Genomic DNA, 15,476 nt, shown 5'->3' with positions numbered 1-15,476 from the left:
CCCTCCGGGGCCCTGCGCGGCACTCTTCGCCTTTCCTGCACCCTGAGCCGCCCTGCACCTCTTGGAGACCCCATGGACGCCCCCTCCGTCATCCGGACCAAGCGCGACCGCGGAGAGCTGACCGACGCCCAGATCGACTGGGTCATCGACGCCTACACCCGCGGCGAGGTCGCCGACGAGCAGATGTCGGCCCTGGCGATGGCCATCCTGCTGAACGGCATGAACCTCCGCGAGATCAGCCGCTGGACGGACGCGATGATCCGCTCCGGCGTCCGGATGGACTTCTCCTCGCTCGGCGTGCCCACCTCCGACAAGCACTCCACCGGCGGCGTCGGCGACAAGATCACCCTGCCGCTCGCCCCGCTGGTCGCCGCCTGCGGCGCCGCCGTCCCGCAGCTCTCCGGCCGCGGTCTCGGCCACACCGGCGGCACCCTCGACAAGCTGGAGTCCATCCCCGGCTGGCGCGCCCTGCTCTCCAACGAGGAGATGCTCCAGGTCCTCCGCGGCACCGGCGCGGTCATCTGCGCCGCCGGTGACGGCCTCGCCCCCGCCGACAAGAAGCTCTACGCGCTGCGCGACGTCACCGGCACCGTCGAGGCCATCCCGCTGATCGCCTCCTCGATCATGTCGAAGAAGATCGCCGAGGGTACCGGCGCGCTCGTCCTCGACGTCAAGGTCGGCTCCGGCGCCTTCATGAAGAACCTCGGCGACGCCCAGGAGCTCGCCCGCACCATGGTCGGCCTCGGCAAGGCCGCCGGCGTCAACACCGTCGCCCTGCTCACCGACATGTCCACCCCGCTCGGCCTCACCGCCGGCAACGCGCTCGAGGTCCGCGAGTCCGTCGAGGTGCTGGCCGGCGGCGGCCCCGCCGACGTCGTCGAGCTCACCCTGGCGCTCGCCCGCGAGATGCTCGACGCGGCCGGCGTGCACGGCAAGGACCCGGCCGACGCGCTGCGGGACGGCTCCGCCATGGACCACTGGCGCCGCATGATCGCCGCCCAGGGCGGCGACGTCGACGCCCCGCTGCCGGTCGCCCGCGAGCAGCACGTCATCCCGGCCCCCGCCTCCGGCGTCCTCACCGCTCTCGACGCGTACGCCGTCGGTGTCTGCGCCTGGCGCCTCGGCGCCGGCCGCGCCCGCAAGGAGGACCCGGTGCAGGCCGGCGCCGGCGTCGAGATGCACGCCAAGCCCGGCGACACCGTGGTGGCCGGTCAGCCGCTGCTGACCCTGCACACCGACACCCCCGAGCGCTTCGACTACGCGATCGAGGCCCTCAAGGACGGCGTCGCGGTCACCCCCGAGGGCACCGCCTTCACCCCGAACCCGATCGTCCTCGACCGCATCGCCTGACCAGGACCGACCGCCCCGGGGCTGCCGATTCCCGCCTGTCCGTCAGGCGTACGTCAGCAGCCCCGAGGTGTCGACCCGCCAGGGGCCCACGGTGACGGTGTCCCCGAACACGAAGTGCGTCCGCGAGGCGTACCCGGGCTCGTCGTGCACGATGCCGGTGCCCTTGCGGGGGTCGACCAGCAGGTAGAGCGGGATGCCCATGGCGGCGTAGTCGCGGACCTTGGCCTCGTAGTCGTTCTCCGGGTTGGACTTGGAGACCACCTCGACGACGAGCAGCACCTCGTGGGGGAGGAACGAGGGTTGTTCCCTCTCCAGTGCCTCCTCGGCGAACACCATGAGATCTGGGCAGCGCAGCCGACCGAGCCCGACATCCTCCAGATCGGCGCCGGGGTGGGCGACATAACCCGGATGTGTCGAGGGGAGCTGGGCGTTGAGCTGACGGGCGATCCTCAGCACGGCGAGTTCGTGGCGGCGGACTGGCGACATCATCATGACGATCTCGCCGTTCGCGATCTCGACCTTCCCTATCCCGGGCACCTTCGGAAGCTGATCCGCAATCTCGCGCAGTCGGGCGTACACAGCCGGATCGATGCTCATGCCCGGAGTTTAGCTCCGCCTACCAGTCGTCAGCGGGCCGTGGCGAGGGTGCGGCGTTCGACGACCGCGCGGCGGGTGGCGTAGAGGGTGATGCCGGCGGCGAGGGTCATGGCGGACAGGCCCACGGCGGCGGCGCCGGACCAGCCGGTGGCGTGGTAGGCGTCGGCGCCGATCGTGCCGCCGAGGCTGTTCCCGAGGTAGTAGGCGATCAGGTAGAGCGCCGAGGCCTGGGCGCGGCCGGTGGTGGCGGTGCGGCCCACCGCGGAGGAGGCGGTGGCGTGGCCGGCGAAGAACCCGGCCGTGATCAGGACGAGCCCGGTCAGGGCGGCCGCCAGCGAGCCGGAGAGCGAGAGCAGCAGGCCCGCGGTGGTGAGGCCGATCGCCGCGTAGAGGGTGCCGCGGCGGCCCAGTCGGCCGACCAGCTTCCCGGCGAAGGCCGAGGAGGCGGTGCCGACCAGGTAGACCACGAAGATCGAGGCGGCCACCGACTGCGGCAGGTCGAAGGGCGCGGCGACCAGCCGGTACCCGACCGTGTTGTAGACGGCGCCGAACACCGCCATGAAGAGCAGCCCCAGGGCGTACAGCCGCAGCAGCAGCGGGTTGCGCAGGTGCCCGCCGACGGTGCGGGCGAGCGCGCGGGCGTCCACCGCGGCCGGGGTGAAGTTCCGGGCCGCCGGGATCAGTGCGCGGAAGGCGAGCACGGAGAGCAGCGCCAGCAGCGCGGAGACCGCGAGGCCCCAGCGCCAGCCCCAGGCGGCCGCGGCCCAGCCGGAGACGAGCCGACCGCTCATCCCGCCGATCGAGTTGCCGGCCACGTACAGCCCCATCGCCGAGGCCAGCGCACTCGGGTGGACCTCCTCCGCGAGGTAGGCCATCGCGGTGGCGGGCAGCCCGGCGAGTGCGGCGCCCTGCAGCACCCGCAGCACCACCAGGGCGGTGAGGTCCGGGGCGAAGGGCAGCGCCAGCGCCAGGACGGCGGCGGAGGCGATCGAGGCGGTCATCACCGCCGTCCGGCCGTACCGGTCGGAGAGCGCGCTGGCGGGCAGCAGCGCGAGGGCGAGGCCCAGGGTGGCCGCCGAGGCCGTCCAGCTGGCCTGGCCGGGCGTCAGGTCGAGGTCGGCGGAGAGGATCGGCAGCAGGCCCTGCGTGGAGTACAGCAGGACGAAGGTGGCCACACCGGCCGCGAAGAGGGCCAGGTTGGCGCGCCGGAAGGCGCGGTCCCCCGGGCGGAGGCGGCGGTCGGCGGCGGAGCCTGCGCCTGGGCCGGAGGCTGAGTCGGCGGCGGAAGGGGACGACGGCGAGAGGGCACCCGGCAGCGTGGCTGCGGATGCCCCGGTACTGGCGGGCGACATGCCTCGAACGTAGGGCCCGTGCGGCTGATGCGTCCAATACATGAATCGTGGAGAATCCATGCCATGACGCATGACAGCAGCTCACTGCCGCCCCGCCCGGCCGAGCTGGACCCGGAGTCGCCCGTGGTCCGCCTCACACCGCAGCTGGCGCAGTTCGCGGCGGTCGCACGGCTGGAGCACGTCACCCAGGCCGCACAGCTGTTGGGCATGCCGCAGCCGACGCTCTCCCGCGCGGTGGCACGGCTGGAGGCCGAGCTCGGCGTCGACCTGCTGGCCCGTCAGGGGCGTACCGTCCGGCTGACCCGGGCCGGCCTGCTGCTGCTCGCCTCGGTGGAACGGGCGCTCGCCGAACTGGAGCGCGGCGCGGAGGCGGCCCGGGCGGAGGCCGATCCGGCGGCCGGCCGGGTCGCGTTCGGCTTCCTCCACACCATGGGGACGGAGGCGGTGCCCGCCCTGCTGCGGGACTTCCGCACCACGCATCCGCGGGTGCGGTTCCAGCTGGTGCAGGACTACGTCGCCGCCATGCTGGAACGGCTGCGGGCCGGCGAACTCGACCTGTGCCTGGTCTCGCCGCTGCCGGACGCGCCCGACCTCACCGCCCGGCACCTGGACGAGCAGCGGCTGCCGCTGGCCGTCCCGGCCGACCACCGGCTGGCCGGGCGGCGACGGATCAGGCTGGCCGAGGTGGCCGAGGAGCCGTTCGTCGCGGTCGAGGAGGGGTACGGGCTGCGGGTGATCACCGACGGGTTCTGCGCCGAGGCGGGCTTCGCGCCGCGGATCGCCTTCGAGGGCGAGGAGGCGGAGACCCTGCGGGGGCTGGTCGCGGCCGGGCTGGGGGTGGCGCTGCTGCCGCCGGCGCTGGTGCCGCGGCCGGGTGTGGTGGAGCTGGAGGTGACCGCCCCGCGGACCCGGCGGGCGATCGGCCTGGCCTGGGTGACGGGCCGACCGCTCACACCGCCGGCGGCGGCCTTCCGCGACTTCGTGCTGTCCCGCAAGGGAGTACTGCTGGGCGGGCACTGAGGGGGTCGCGCCGAGGGCGCCGGCGGCACCCCCCCGGCCCTCGGCCGGGAAGTGCCCCCGGCGCCCCTGGGGGCACGCCGGTTGCAAGGTCAGGCAAGAGTGGTGGCGAGGCGCTCCAGGACGTCGGGCCAGCCCTTGCCCATGCCGTCGAGGGCGGCGCGGCCCATCGGGGAGTCGAGGTCGAAGCCGGCGTGTTCGAGGAAGAGCCGGGTGCCGTGGCCCTCGGGGGCGAGCCGCCAAGTGATCGTGGTGTCCAGGTTGCCCTCGGCGAAGGTGTACCGCAGGAGCCGCTCCTCCTCGACCGCGGTGACCTCGCACTGCTGCCGCCCCCAGGGCCCCATGTCCAGGGTGAAGCGGTGCCCGACGACCGGCCGGACGTCGCCCGCCGCCCACCAGCGGGCGTGCAGCTCGGGGTCGGTGAGGGCGCGCCAGACGGCGGCCGGCGGGTGCGGAAGGAAACGGTCGCAGTGGATCGTGTCGGAGTCGGTCACGGTCTCTCCTCGTCGAGCAGGTCGCTGAGGGCGCTCATACGGTCGCGCCAGTAGTGTTCGAACGGATGCAGCCAGGAGCCGACCTCGGCCAGCGGCCCGGCGTCGAGGTGGTAGTACCGCTGCCGGCCGCGCGGCTCCTCGCGGACCAGCCCGGCCTGCCGGAGCACCTGGAGGTGCTCGGAGACCGCGGGCCGGCTGAGGTCGAACCTGCCCGCGAGGTCGTTGACCGGCCGCGGGCCCTCCAGCAGGGCTGCGAGCAGGGCGCGCCGCACGGGGTTGGCGAGTGCGCCGAAGACGTCCGTTGCCATGCCCGAACCATAGGTCGGGAATTTCCGACACGTCAAGCGTCGGAAATCTCCGACATGACGACACGCGGGCGGATCGAGTAGGAATCTACGCGCGTAGGAGCTACACTCCCGCAATGGAGAAGCAGATCCCTGCCACCGCGGGCACCACAGGCCCCCGCATTCCCACCGCCGACCAGATCGCCCGTGCCCCGAAGGTGCTCCTGCACGACCACCTCGACGGCGGGCTGCGCCCGGAGACCATCGTCGAACTCGCGGCCGCCTGCGGCTACGAGGGCCTCCCCACCACCGACCCGGTCAAGCTCGGCGAGTGGTTCCGCGAGGCGGCCGACTCCGGCTCGCTGGTCCGCTACCTGGAGACCTTCGCGCACACCTGCGCCGTCATGCAGACCCGCGAGGCGCTGATCAAGGTCGCCGCCGACTGCGCCGAGGACCTCGCCGCCGACGGCGTCGTGTACGCCGAGGTCCGGTACGCCCCCGAGCAGCACCTGGAGGCCGGGCTCACCCTCGACGAGGTCGTCGAGGCCGTGAACGAGGGCTTCCGCCTCGGCGAGGCCAACGCCCGCGCCGCCGGCCGCCGCATCCGGGTCGGCACCCTGCTCACCGCCATGCGGCACGCCGCCCGGTCCACCGAGATCGCCGAGCTGGCCAACCGCTACCGCGACCAGGGCGTGGTCGGCTTCGACATCGCCGGCGCCGAGGCGGGCCACCCGCCCACCCGGCACCAGGCCGCCTTCGACTACCTCAAGGGCGAGAACAACCACTTCACCATCCACGCCGGCGAGGCCTTCGGCCTGCCGTCGATCTGGGAGGCCCTGCAGTGCTGCGGCGCCGACCGGCTCGGCCACGGCGTCCGCATCGTCGACGACATCACCGTCGGCGAGGACGGCTCGGTGCAGCTCGGCCGCCTCGCCGCATACGTCCGCGACAAGCGCGTCCCGCTGGAGATGTGCCCCACCTCCAACCTGCAGACCGGCGCTGCCGCCTCCTACGCGGAGCACCCGATCGGGCTGCTCAGCCGACTGAAGTTCCGGGTCACCGTCAACACCGACAACCGGCTGATGAGCGGCACCAGCATGAGCCGCGAGTTCGGGTACCTGGTGGAGGCCTTCGGCTACACCCTGGGCGACATGGAGTGGTTCACCGTCAACGCGATGAAGTCCGCCTTCCTGCCCTTCGACGAGCGCCTCGCCATGATCAACGACGTGATCAAGCCCGGCTACGCCGAGCTCAAGGCGGAGTGGCTGTTCTCGGGCGCCTGAGCCCGGGCGTCCGCCCCCTCCCGGTCCGCCGGGCGGGGGCGGGGCCGTCGCCGGGGCCCCGCTCCCGCCCGGTCGCGGTACCGCCGCCGGCCATCCTGGGATCGTCCGACTAATCAGTCCTGTGAGTGACTCTCCGTTGATCCGCATTCGATGTTCTCACTACGGTGTGCCAGTCATTGCTGACCAGGTGTGACGGCGGGCGCCCTAGGGGCGGCCGCATCACGGGCACCGACGAGGACTCGAGGACCAACGCATGAAGCAGGCAACTCTGAAGGCCGCCGGCACCGCCGCTCTGGGCGTCGCGATCGCCGCAGCGGCCGCAGGCACCGCCTCCGCCGCCGCCCCGGGCGGGCTCGGGCTCCCGACCAGCGCGCTGACCAACCCCGGCGTGACCGGCGCGGTGCCCGGTGCCGTCCAGAAGGTGCCCGGCGGCAACGAGGTCACCCAGGCCGTCGGCACCCTCAACCCGGAGGTCGGCGGCAAGCTGACCCCGGCCGCCCCGGCCGAGGCGCCCGCGCACGAGGCGGCTCCGGCCGCCGACGCCGCGCCGGAGGCCGCCCCGGCCGCCGCGGACCGCGCCCTGCCGCCCGTCCCCGGCGCCCAGGGCCTGGAGAAGACGCCGGTCGGCGGCGTGCTCGGCACCGTGAGCGGCCTCGGCGCCGGCACCGGCGGCGGCCTGCCCGGCATCGGCGGCTGACACCGCACGCGCCAACGGCGAAGGGCCGCCCCCGGGTTGCGGGGGCGGCCCTTCGCCGTCGGTCACGGCTCCTGCGGGAGCAGCAGCCAGAGCGCCAGGTAGATCAGGAACTGCGGGCCGGGCAGCAGGCAGGACAGCAGGAAGATGATCCGCACCGTCCACGGGGTGAGGCCGAAGCGCTTCGCCAGCCCGGCGCAGACGCCGGCGATGACGCGGTTGTGGCGGGGGCGGGCGAGCGTGCTCATCAGAGGACTCCCAGGTCACGGGCCCGGTCCGGTCCGTCCGGCGGGCATGTGTCCATCGTGCTCGCCCGGCCCGCGGAAAACGTCAGCCCCGATACCGATCCACACCCCTGGCATCTCACCGGGGCGGCGGACGGCGCTCTCAGGGTCCCCCTCAGGGCCGCCCCCGAGACCGCGGCCCCGGAGACGGCTGCCGCGGTGGTGCAGTGGGGTCGTCCAGCGGATCGGCGGGCACGGCGACTTCACGCGGACGAACGGAACGGGCGGCCGGAGTGACCGGTCCGAACCCGCCCGCGGTTACCGTGCGGTGGGGCTGCCGGGGGCGAACGGGGCCGCGGGGGAGGCGAGTTCGTACCTGAACTGGTGCGGCTCGGCCGACTCGCGGGGGCGCTCGGCGCGCGCCCGGTCGCGGCTGCGTGCGTTCAGCAGCAGGGCCCGGGCGGCCGGGACGACGAGCAGGTGGCAGGCGGCGGCGCCCGCGGTGCCCAGGATGATGTCGTCCACGTTCAGCACATGGCCCGGCGCCCAGCTCTTGAGGATCTCCAGCCCGGTGGCGAGCAGGGCGGCCCCGCCGGCCGTGCGCAGGAAGGACGGCAGCCAGGCCGTCCGCAGCCGACCGGAGGCGAGCGGCAGCAGCACCCCGAACGGGGCGAGCGGCAGGATGCCGGTGGCGAGCTCCCAGGCACCGGCGTACCCGCCCAGGGTCAGCGCCCGCTCGACCGAGGCCAGCGGGGTGAGGTTGGCCGGGTAGGTCCACCCCACGGCGGCCGGGCGCAGGACGAGGCCGACCAGCAGCAGGCCGTACACCGCCGGAAGCAGCTGTGCGGCGACCCGCAGCGGGCGGAACGCGCCCTGCGGGGGCGAGGTCCGGTCGGTCGGCTCGCCGTCCTCGATCGCTTCGTCCCCGGTCACTGCGCCGGTGCGGGTGGTGGTGCCATGTCGGTGCACAACCGGGTGGACGCGACCTCGGCCGCGGACGGTTCCACACCGGTTCCCGGGGCTGTCACGGGCAGTGCGAGGCCGAAGCGCTCGGCGTCGTGGTCGTGCTGAAGAGCGGCGCCGGGCTCTTCGCGGCCCCTGCCGTCGCCCCCGGTGCCGCCGGGGACGCCTCCCCGGGAGCCTGTTGTCCGGGCTGGGCCCCGGCCCGGGTGCCCGTCGCGGTCGGGGCGGCGGACGCCGTCGGCGTGGCCGCCCGCGGGACCTGCACCGGCGTCGGGCAGGCCGTGCGGCTGGCGGGCGCCCCGGCGTCCACCGGGACCGCCGTCGGGCGGATGCCGCAGCCGGCCGCGGCCGCCGCCAGCAGGACCAGCGCCGCCGCCCTCCGTACCGCGCTCACTGTTCGTCCTCCAGGCTGGGCGGGGTGTGCGGCAGGGTCAGGGTGAAGACCGCTCCGCTCTCCGCGTTGGCGGCCGTGATGGTGCCGCCGTGGATCTGTGCATTGGCCATCGCGATGGACAGGCCGAGGCCGCTCCCCTCGGACCGGGCCCGGCCCTTGTCGGCCTTGTAGAAGCGGTCGAAGACGTGCGGCAGGACTTCCTCGGGGATGCCGGGGCCGCTGTCGCGGACCTCGACGACGACCTTGTCGCCCTCCTCCCGCACCACGACCCGCACCGGCGAGCCGCCGTGCTTGAGCGCATTGCCGATCAGGTTGGCGAAGACGACGTCCAGCCGGCGCGGGTCGGCCATCAGCCGGACGCCGCGCGGGGCGTCCACCTCGACGGCGTCGTACCAGGCGCGGCCGTCGATGCAGGACATCACCAGGTCGGCTATGTCCACCTCGTCGGCGACCAGCTTGGCGGTGCCGGCGTCGAAGCGGGTCACCTCCATGAGGTTCTCCACCAGGTCGGAGAGCCGGCGGGTCTCGCTGACCACCAGTCGCACCGCGGGCTCGATCATCGGGTCGAGCGAGTCCGCCTCGTCCTCCAGGATGTCGGTGACGGCGGTCATCGCGGTGAGCGGGGTGCGCAGTTCGTGCGACATGTCGGCGACGAACCGGCGGCTCTGCGCCTCGCGTGCGCTCAACTCCTCGACCTGGTGCGACAGGGACTCCGCGGTGCGGTTGAACGTCCGGGCCAGGTCGGCGAGTTCGTCGCCGCCCTCGACCTCCAGGCGGGTGTCCAGCTTGCCCTCGCCGAGCCGCCGGGCGGCCTCGCCGAGCCGGCGCACCGGCCGCAGCACGGTCGCCGAGGCGGCCTGCGCCAGCAGCGCCGAGCCGATCAGCGCGAGCAGCGTCGCGATCGCCAGCGACCAGCCGAGCGTGTTGAGGTCGGCCCGTTCGTCCTCCAGCGACTTGAACATGTAGGCCGTCGGCCCGGACGGCACGACCTTGGTGCCGCCCACCAGGAACGGCCGGTTGCCCAGGTTCACCCGCTGCCAGTACAGGTGGTACGCGTACGGGTTGCCGGCGCCCACGTCGCGCGGGGTGGCCACCGCCCGCTGCAGGGCCTCCGGCACGTTCGCCAGGGTGAACCGCGCCGGGTCGGAGGAGACCTTGCACCCCGGCAGCGCCGGATCGTCCACCACCACGTCGTAGTTGAGCCCGGAGGACGCCACCTGCTGCGCCAGCTCGGAGAGTTGGGGGCAGTCGGGCTGCAGCGGCAGGTCGGAGACGTTCCGGGTCAGCGAGACCCTGAAGTCGTTCAGCGCGGTGTCCTGGGCGCGCTTGAGGACGGCGTCGCGGTTCAGCCAGTACGCGATGCCGGAGGCGGACACCGCGGTGATCAGCGCGACGGCGGCGAACACCGCGATCAGGCGGACCCGGAGCGAGCGCAGGCGCCGCCACGGACCGGAGCGGCGGCGCTGCGGGGTCTGGGGGTCAGTCAACGGGTCTCACAGACGGGAACGGGAGAAACAGGCGGCCGGTCGGTCGGTCACTGGGAGGGCGGGTCGAGCCGGTAGCCGACCCCGCGCACGGTGCGGATCAGCGTCGGCGCGGACGGCACGTCCTCGACCTTGGCCCGCAGCCGCTGCACACAGGCGTCCACCAGCCGGGAGTCGCCCAGGTAGTCGTGCTCCCACACCAGCCGCAGCAGCTGCTGCCGGGACAGCGCCTGGCCCGGCCGGCGGCTCAGCTCCAGCAGCAACCGCAGCTCGGTCGGGGTGAGTTGGAGATCCATCCCGTCCTTGGTCACGGTCATCGCCGAGCGGTCGATGACCAGGCTGCCGTAGGTCGAGGAGTCGGAGCTCTCCCGTTCGCCGCGGCGCAGCACGGCCCGGATGCGGGCGTCCAGCACGCGCGGCTGCACCGGCTTGACCACGTAGTCGTCGGCGCCGGACTCCAGGCCCACCACCACGTCGATGTCGTCGGAGCGCGCGGTGAGCAGGATGATCGGCAACTGGTCGGTCCGGCGGATGCGGCGGCACACCTCGAAACCGTCGATGCCGGGCAGCATGACGTCCAGCACGATCAGATCCGGACGCTGCTCCTTGAACAGCTTCAGTCCGTCCTCGCCGGAGGACGCGGCGGCCACACGGTGGCCCTGGCGGGTGAGGGCGAGTTCGAGACCGGTCCGGATGGCGTCGTCGTCCTCGATCAGAAGCAGGAAAGGCACGGCCTCATTCTGGCCCACCCGGGGCTGCAGATCACCCACCCGGGTGGTTGCTGAACGGTCGCGGGAACCGGAGGCCCCGATTCTGTCGTCCGGCGGGGTGTGGCACAGCTGCGGCCGGAACCGCCGGAGGCTGTGACAGCCCTGTGACAGTCGGCGGACACCGCCATGACGACGGGCGGGCAGGATTTTCCTTGTCGCCGGGAACGACCGGGTGAAACCGGAGGGAACGGCGACGGGGAACCGCACGTACCGACCATGGGGGCGCACGATGAACGCAACGCTTCTGACCCGCAACGCGGCCGTCCGCGCAGCGCGTTCGACCGCGAACCCGCGGACCAGGTACGAGGTGCGGACCGACGAGACGTCCGGTGCCGTGATCGTACGGGGGTGCGCACACCGCACCGGCGCCCACCGCCCCAGTGGCGGCGGGCACGTGGGGGAGCTGTACGGGATCGGCCGCAAGGGGAGTGCGGCCGACAGCAGCTCGACCCTGACGCTCCGGGGAGTTCTCCCGGTCGGCGGCCAGGGCCGGGGCATCCCGATGGGGGAAGGCCTGCGCGGCGCCGGCTCGGGGGAGCCGGACGCCCGCCAGGCCGCAGGCACCACGCTGCTGCGGCTCACGCCCGCAGCGGCGGGTGCCGAGGACGGTCGGCAGGGAGGCGCGCAGGGGGAGCGCTCGGCCGAGGCGGCGGACCGCATTGCGGAGTTCACCGCGTACGTGCGCGAGCGCCGCGCCTCCCTGTACGCCACCGCGTACCACCTCACCGGTGACCGCTACGAGGCCGAGGACCTGCTGCAGAGCGCGCTCTTCAGCACCTACCGCGCCTGGGACCGGATCACCGACAAGGCCGCGGTCGGGGGCTACCTCCGCCGCACCATGACCAATCTGCACATCTCCGCCTGGCGGCGCCGCAAGGTCAACGAGTACCCGACCGAGGAGCTGCCGGAGACGGCCGGCGACACCGACGCGATGGGCGGCACCGAGCTGCGCACCGTGCTGTGGCAGGCGCTGGCCAAGCTGCCGGAGAACCAGCGGACCATGCTGGTGCTCCGCTACTACGAGGGCCGCACCGACCCGGAGATCGCCGACATCCTCGGCATCAGCGTCGGCACCGTCAAGAGCAGCATCTGGCGCGCCCTGCGCCGGCTGCGCGACGACGAGCAGCTCAACCGCACCGGCGACACCGTGCACGCCTTCGGCGAGCTGGTCGCCTGACAACAGGACTCCCGTCGGGGGACGGGTGAAGGGTTCGCGGATTCGCGGCAGGCCTACTCGGGGGAGTGGCCGGCCGACGGGGGAACGTCCGCCGACCCTGACATGCAGGAGCCCGGTGCCGGGGAGAGGCACCGGGCTTCTGTGCGTCGTCCGGGAGCCGCCGCCCGGGGCGGCCGGTCGGGACGGGTCAGGCGTTGGCGGGCTCGGGGCTGCGGGCGGCCAGCGCGGTGATCCGCCGCTCGGCCTCCGGCCCCGCGCAGGCGTGGGCGCCGAGCCCGACCTGGCGGGCCACGATGCCGCGCTCGGCCCGCATCAGCCGCCAGCCGCGGCGCAGCAGGTACGGCACCGACTTGCGCCCCTCGCGGACGTCCCGGCGGAAGCGCCGCCAGGCGGTCGTGGTGGCTCGGTTGCGCAGGCAGATCGCCGCGCCGAGCAGCCCCTCGGCCTCGCAGCGGCCGACGAGTTCGGCGGCGAAGATGCCCTCGGCGACGAACGCGGGCGTGCCGTCCAGGGAGAGCGGGCGGGAGCCGGTGCGGCCGTTGGCCGGGATCGAGTACACCGGGACGTCGGCCCGGCCGTCCTCGGCCAGGGCGCGGATCGCCGCCATCGCCTGGTCGGCGTGCCAGGACAGCGGGGAGTCCCAGTCCGTCCCGCCGTCGGGCAGCTGCGGCAGCGTCGGGTCGTCGCCGTCCTTGTAGAAGTCGTCGAGCTGGAGCACCGGGAGGCCTGCGCGCTCGGCGAGCGAGGACTTCCCCGATCCCGAGGGGCCCGACAGCAGGACGACGCGGGCGCGCAGGGTCGGCGCCGGGTTCAGCGGGGAGTCACTCACGGGACACCAGTCTGACGCATCGGGGGCGCCCGCCGGTACCGGTCGGACGTCCCCGGGCCAATCTCACACGCCCGCCGGGCCCGGGACGGGAACAGCCGCTCCCCGCACGACGAAGAGCGGGACCCGCACCCCCGGTCGGGAGGGTGCGGGCCCCGCTCTTCGTCGCGGCCCGGTGGTCAGATGCCCATCGGGTGCCAGACCGTCTTGGTCTCCAGGAAGGAGGTCAGCCGCTTGGTGCCCGGCGCCTCCGTCCAGTCCGCGGCGGCCGGGTCGGCGGCCGGCCGCAGGACGCGCTTGAGGGTCTCCGCGGCGGCCGCCTCCAGGGCGGCGGCCGCGCCCGGCCCGTCCGGCTGGATCGCGCCGGTCAGGTCGATGCCGTTGACGTCCTGGTGGGACGCCAGCGTCGGGGCGATGTCGGCCGTGCGGCCGGACAGCACGTTGACCACGCCGCCGGGCAGGTCGGAGGTGGCCAGCACCTCGCCGAGCGACAGCGCCGGCAGCGGCGCGTCGGTGGCGGCGGCGACCACCACGGTGTTGCCGGTGGCGATCACCGGGGCGATCACCGACACCAGGCCGAGGAAGGAGAAGCCGTGGCCGGCCTGCGGGGCCAGCACGCCGACCACACCGGTCGGTTCGGGCGTCGACAGGTTGAAGTACGGCCCGGCGACCGGGTTGGCGTTGCCGGCGACCTGGGCGACCTTGTCCGTCCAGCCCGCGTACCAGACCCAGCGGTCGATCGCGGCGTCCACCAGCGCGGCGGCCTTCTTGGCGCCCAGGCCCTCCGCGGTGGCCACCTCGGCGGTGAACTGCTCGCGGCGGCCCTGCAGCATCTCGGCGACCCGGTACAGCACCTGGCCGCGGTTGTACGCGGTGGTGCCGGACCAGCCCTTGACCGCGGCGCGCGCTGCCACGACGGCGTCCCGGGTGTCCTTGCGGGTGCCGAGCGGGGCGTTGGCGAGCCACTGGCCCTTGGAGTCGGTCACCTCGTACACCCGTCCGCTCTCGGACCGCGGGAACTTCCCGCCGACGTACAGCTTGTAGGTCTTGAGGACGTCAAGACGCAGTGCCACATCAGACATCGAGGTAGGCCTCCAGACCGTGCCGGCCACCCTCGCGGCCGTAACCCGACTCCTTGTAGCCGCCGAACGGCGAGGCCGGGTCGAACTTGTTGAAGGTGTTGGCCCAGACCACACCGGCCTTGAGCCGGCTCGCCGTCCACAGGATGCGCGAGCCCTTCTCCGTCCAGATGCCGGCGGAGAGGCCGTACGGGGTGTTGTTGGCCTTCTCGACCGCCTCGGCGGGGGTGCGGAAGGTCAGCACCGACAGCACCGGGCCGAAGATCTCCTCGCGGGCGATCCGGTGGGCCTGGCTGACGCCGGTGAACAGGGTCGGGCGGAACCAGTAGCCGGTGCCCGGCAGGTCGCAGGAGGGCGACCAGCGCTCGGCGCCCTCGGCCTCGCCGGAGTCGGTCAGCTCGGTGATCCGGGCCAGCTGCGCCGAGGAGTTGATGGCACCGATGTCGGTGTTCTTGTCCAGTGGGTCGCCGACCCGCAGGGTCGACATCCGGCGCTTGAGCGCCTCCAGGAACTCGTCCTGCACCGACTCCTGGACGAGCAGCCGGGAGCCCGCGCAGCAGACGTGGCCCTGGTTGAAGAAGATGCCGTTGACGATGCCCTCGACGGCCTGGTCGATCGGCGCGTCGTCGAAGACGATGTTCGCGGCCTTGCCGCCGAGCTCCAGCGACAGCCTGGTGCGGCTGCCTGCCAGCTGCCGGGCGATCGAGCGGCCGACCGGGGTGGAGCCGGTGAAGGCGACCTTGTCCACGTCCGGGTGGGCGGTCAGCGCGGCGCCGGTGCGGCCGTCGCCGGTGACGATGTTGACGACGCCCTTCGGCAGACCGGCCTGGCGGCAGATCTCGGCGAAGCGCAGCGCGGTCAGCGGGGTGGTCTCGGCCGGCTTGAGGACGACCGTGTTGCCGGTGGCCAGCGCCGGGGCGATCTTCCACGCCAGCATCATCAGCGGGAAGTTCCACGGGATGACCTGGGCGGCGACGCCGACCGGCTTCGGGTTGGGGCCGTAGCCCGCGTAGTCCAGCTTGTCCGCCCAGCCCGCGTAGTAGAAGAACCACGCGGCGACCATCGGCACGTCGAAGTCGCGGGTCTCGCGGATCGGCTTGCCGTTGTCGATCGACTCCAGCACCGCCAGCTCGCGGGAGCGCTCCTGGACGATCCGGGCGATCCGGAACAGGTACTTGGCGCGCTCGCTGCCGGGCAGTGCCGACCAGTCGGCGAAGGCCTTGCGGGCGGCGGCGACCGCGCGGTCGACGTCCTCCCCGGTGCCCTGCGCGAACTCCGCCAGCACCTGCTCGGTGGCCGGGTTGACGGTCTTCAGGGCCTCGCTGCCGGAGGAGTCGACGAACTCGCCGCCGATGAAGTGGCCGTACGAGGTCGCGATGTCGCCGGCCGCGGCCGGGGACTCCGGCGCGGGCGCGTACTCGAAGAGGCCGCCGCGGGGGGCCTGCGCCACGGGCTCGTCGGTCTTCTTGGTGTTCTTGGCCATCTGTC

At 73.6% G+C, this 15,476-nt stretch carries 16 protein-coding genes; 5 read left to right on the top strand and 11 right to left on the bottom strand.

Going from position 1 to position 15,476, the window contains the following annotated elements; translation table 11 throughout:
- Positions 1-72 precede the first annotated feature (72 nt).
- Complete coding sequence (locus ACQ614_RS14395) at positions 73-1,350, top strand: thymidine phosphorylase (RefSeq protein ID WP_431678977.1); 1,278 nt, start codon at positions 73-75, stop codon at positions 1,348-1,350.
- A gap of 42 nt (positions 1,351-1,392) precedes the next feature.
- On the opposite strand, the gene ACQ614_RS14390 is transcribed toward ACQ614_RS14395, so the two are convergent.
- Positions 1,393-1,947, bottom strand: a complete 555-nt coding sequence (locus tag ACQ614_RS14390; RefSeq protein ID WP_431678975.1) for a Uma2 family endonuclease — start codon at positions 1,945-1,947, stop codon at positions 1,393-1,395.
- A gap of 29 nt (positions 1,948-1,976) precedes the next feature.
- Positions 1,977-3,299 carry an MFS transporter gene (locus ACQ614_RS14385; protein ID WP_431678974.1) on the bottom strand — a complete coding sequence of 441 codons (1,323 nt, stop codon included), beginning with the start codon at positions 3,297-3,299 and terminating at the stop codon, positions 1,977-1,979.
- A 63-nt stretch (positions 3,300-3,362) separates the two neighbouring features.
- Here ACQ614_RS14385 and ACQ614_RS14380 point away from each other — a divergent pair, with 63 nt between their 5' ends.
- The gene (locus ACQ614_RS14380) at positions 3,363-4,319 is read left to right on the top strand and encodes a LysR family transcriptional regulator (protein WP_431678972.1); all 957 of its coding nucleotides are present in this window, start codon (positions 3,363-3,365) and stop codon (positions 4,317-4,319) included.
- 89 nt (positions 4,320-4,408) lie between these two features.
- Here ACQ614_RS14380 and ACQ614_RS14375 read toward each other — a convergent pair whose 3' ends face one another.
- Positions 4,409-4,810 carry an SRPBCC family protein gene (locus tag ACQ614_RS14375; RefSeq protein ID WP_363491816.1) on the bottom strand — a complete coding sequence of 134 codons (402 nt, stop codon included), beginning with the start codon at positions 4,808-4,810 and terminating at the stop codon, positions 4,409-4,411.
- On the bottom strand, positions 4,807-5,118 hold the full coding sequence (locus tag ACQ614_RS14370) for an ArsR/SmtB family transcription factor (RefSeq protein WP_431678971.1): 312 nt from the start codon (positions 5,116-5,118) through the stop codon (positions 4,807-4,809). Before ACQ614_RS14370 ends, ACQ614_RS14375 begins: the two co-directional genes overlap by 4 nt.
- 113 nt (positions 5,119-5,231) lie before the next feature.
- Here ACQ614_RS14370 and ACQ614_RS14365 point away from each other — a divergent pair, with 113 nt between their 5' ends.
- Both ACQ614_RS14365 and ACQ614_RS14360 read left to right on the top strand, forming a co-directional pair.
- Positions 5,232-6,377, top strand: coding sequence for an adenosine deaminase (locus ACQ614_RS14365; protein WP_431678969.1), 1,146 nt, complete (start codon positions 5,232-5,234; stop codon positions 6,375-6,377).
- Between the two features lie 253 nt (positions 6,378-6,630).
- Entirely contained in the window at positions 6,631-7,074 is a 444-nt protein-coding gene (locus ACQ614_RS14360) for a hypothetical protein (RefSeq protein ID WP_431678968.1), read from the top strand.
- A gap of 62 nt (positions 7,075-7,136) precedes the next feature.
- Here the strand turns inward: ACQ614_RS14360 and ACQ614_RS14355 are convergent, their stop codons facing one another.
- From ACQ614_RS14355 to ACQ614_RS14340, 4 genes are all read right to left on the bottom strand, one after another.
- Entirely contained in the window at positions 7,137-7,319 is a 183-nt protein-coding gene (locus ACQ614_RS14355) for a PspC domain-containing protein (RefSeq protein ID WP_431678966.1), read from the bottom strand.
- A 294-nt stretch (positions 7,320-7,613) separates the two neighbouring features.
- Positions 7,614-8,228 (bottom strand): VanZ family protein, encoded by a 615-nt coding sequence (locus tag ACQ614_RS14350; RefSeq protein ID WP_431678964.1) that lies wholly within the window; start codon positions 8,226-8,228, stop codon positions 7,614-7,616.
- Positions 8,229-8,648: 420 nt separating this feature from the next.
- Positions 8,649-10,139, bottom strand: a complete 1,491-nt coding sequence (locus tag ACQ614_RS14345) for an ATP-binding protein (RefSeq protein WP_431678963.1) — start codon at positions 10,137-10,139, stop codon at positions 8,649-8,651.
- A gap of 47 nt (positions 10,140-10,186) precedes the next feature.
- Complete coding sequence (locus tag ACQ614_RS14340; RefSeq protein ID WP_363491809.1) at positions 10,187-10,867, bottom strand: response regulator transcription factor; 681 nt, start codon at positions 10,865-10,867, stop codon at positions 10,187-10,189.
- 268 nt (positions 10,868-11,135) lie between these two features.
- On the opposite strand from ACQ614_RS14340, the gene ACQ614_RS14335 reads away from it, so the two are divergent.
- A complete protein-coding gene (locus ACQ614_RS14335; RefSeq protein WP_431678961.1) occupies positions 11,136-12,083 on the top strand; it encodes a SigE family RNA polymerase sigma factor in 948 nt (315 codons plus the stop codon).
- A 187-nt stretch (positions 12,084-12,270) separates the two neighbouring features.
- On the opposite strand, the gene ACQ614_RS14330 is transcribed toward ACQ614_RS14335, so the two are convergent.
- The 3 genes from ACQ614_RS14330 to ACQ614_RS14320 form a co-directional block, all read right to left on the bottom strand.
- The gene (locus ACQ614_RS14330; protein ID WP_431678959.1) at positions 12,271-12,912 is read right to left on the bottom strand and encodes an ATP-binding protein; all 642 of its coding nucleotides are present in this window, start codon (positions 12,910-12,912) and stop codon (positions 12,271-12,273) included.
- A gap of 176 nt (positions 12,913-13,088) precedes the next feature.
- The gene (locus ACQ614_RS14325; RefSeq protein WP_431678957.1) at positions 13,089-13,991 is read right to left on the bottom strand and encodes an aldehyde dehydrogenase family protein; all 903 of its coding nucleotides are present in this window, start codon (positions 13,989-13,991) and stop codon (positions 13,089-13,091) included.
- A complete protein-coding gene (locus tag ACQ614_RS14320) occupies positions 13,984-15,471 on the bottom strand; it encodes an aldehyde dehydrogenase family protein (RefSeq protein WP_431678955.1) in 1,488 nt (495 codons plus the stop codon). The genes ACQ614_RS14325 and ACQ614_RS14320 overlap by 8 nt, the downstream gene beginning before the upstream one ends.
- Positions 15,472-15,476 lie beyond the last annotated feature (5 nt).

This window comes from Kitasatospora dryopteridis (assembly GCF_050749075.1).
GTDB lineage: Bacteria > Actinomycetota > Actinomycetes > Streptomycetales > Streptomycetaceae > Kitasatospora.
The sequence above is the reverse complement of the archived record's forward strand: the minus strand, read 5'-3'. Positions and strand labels throughout refer to the sequence as shown.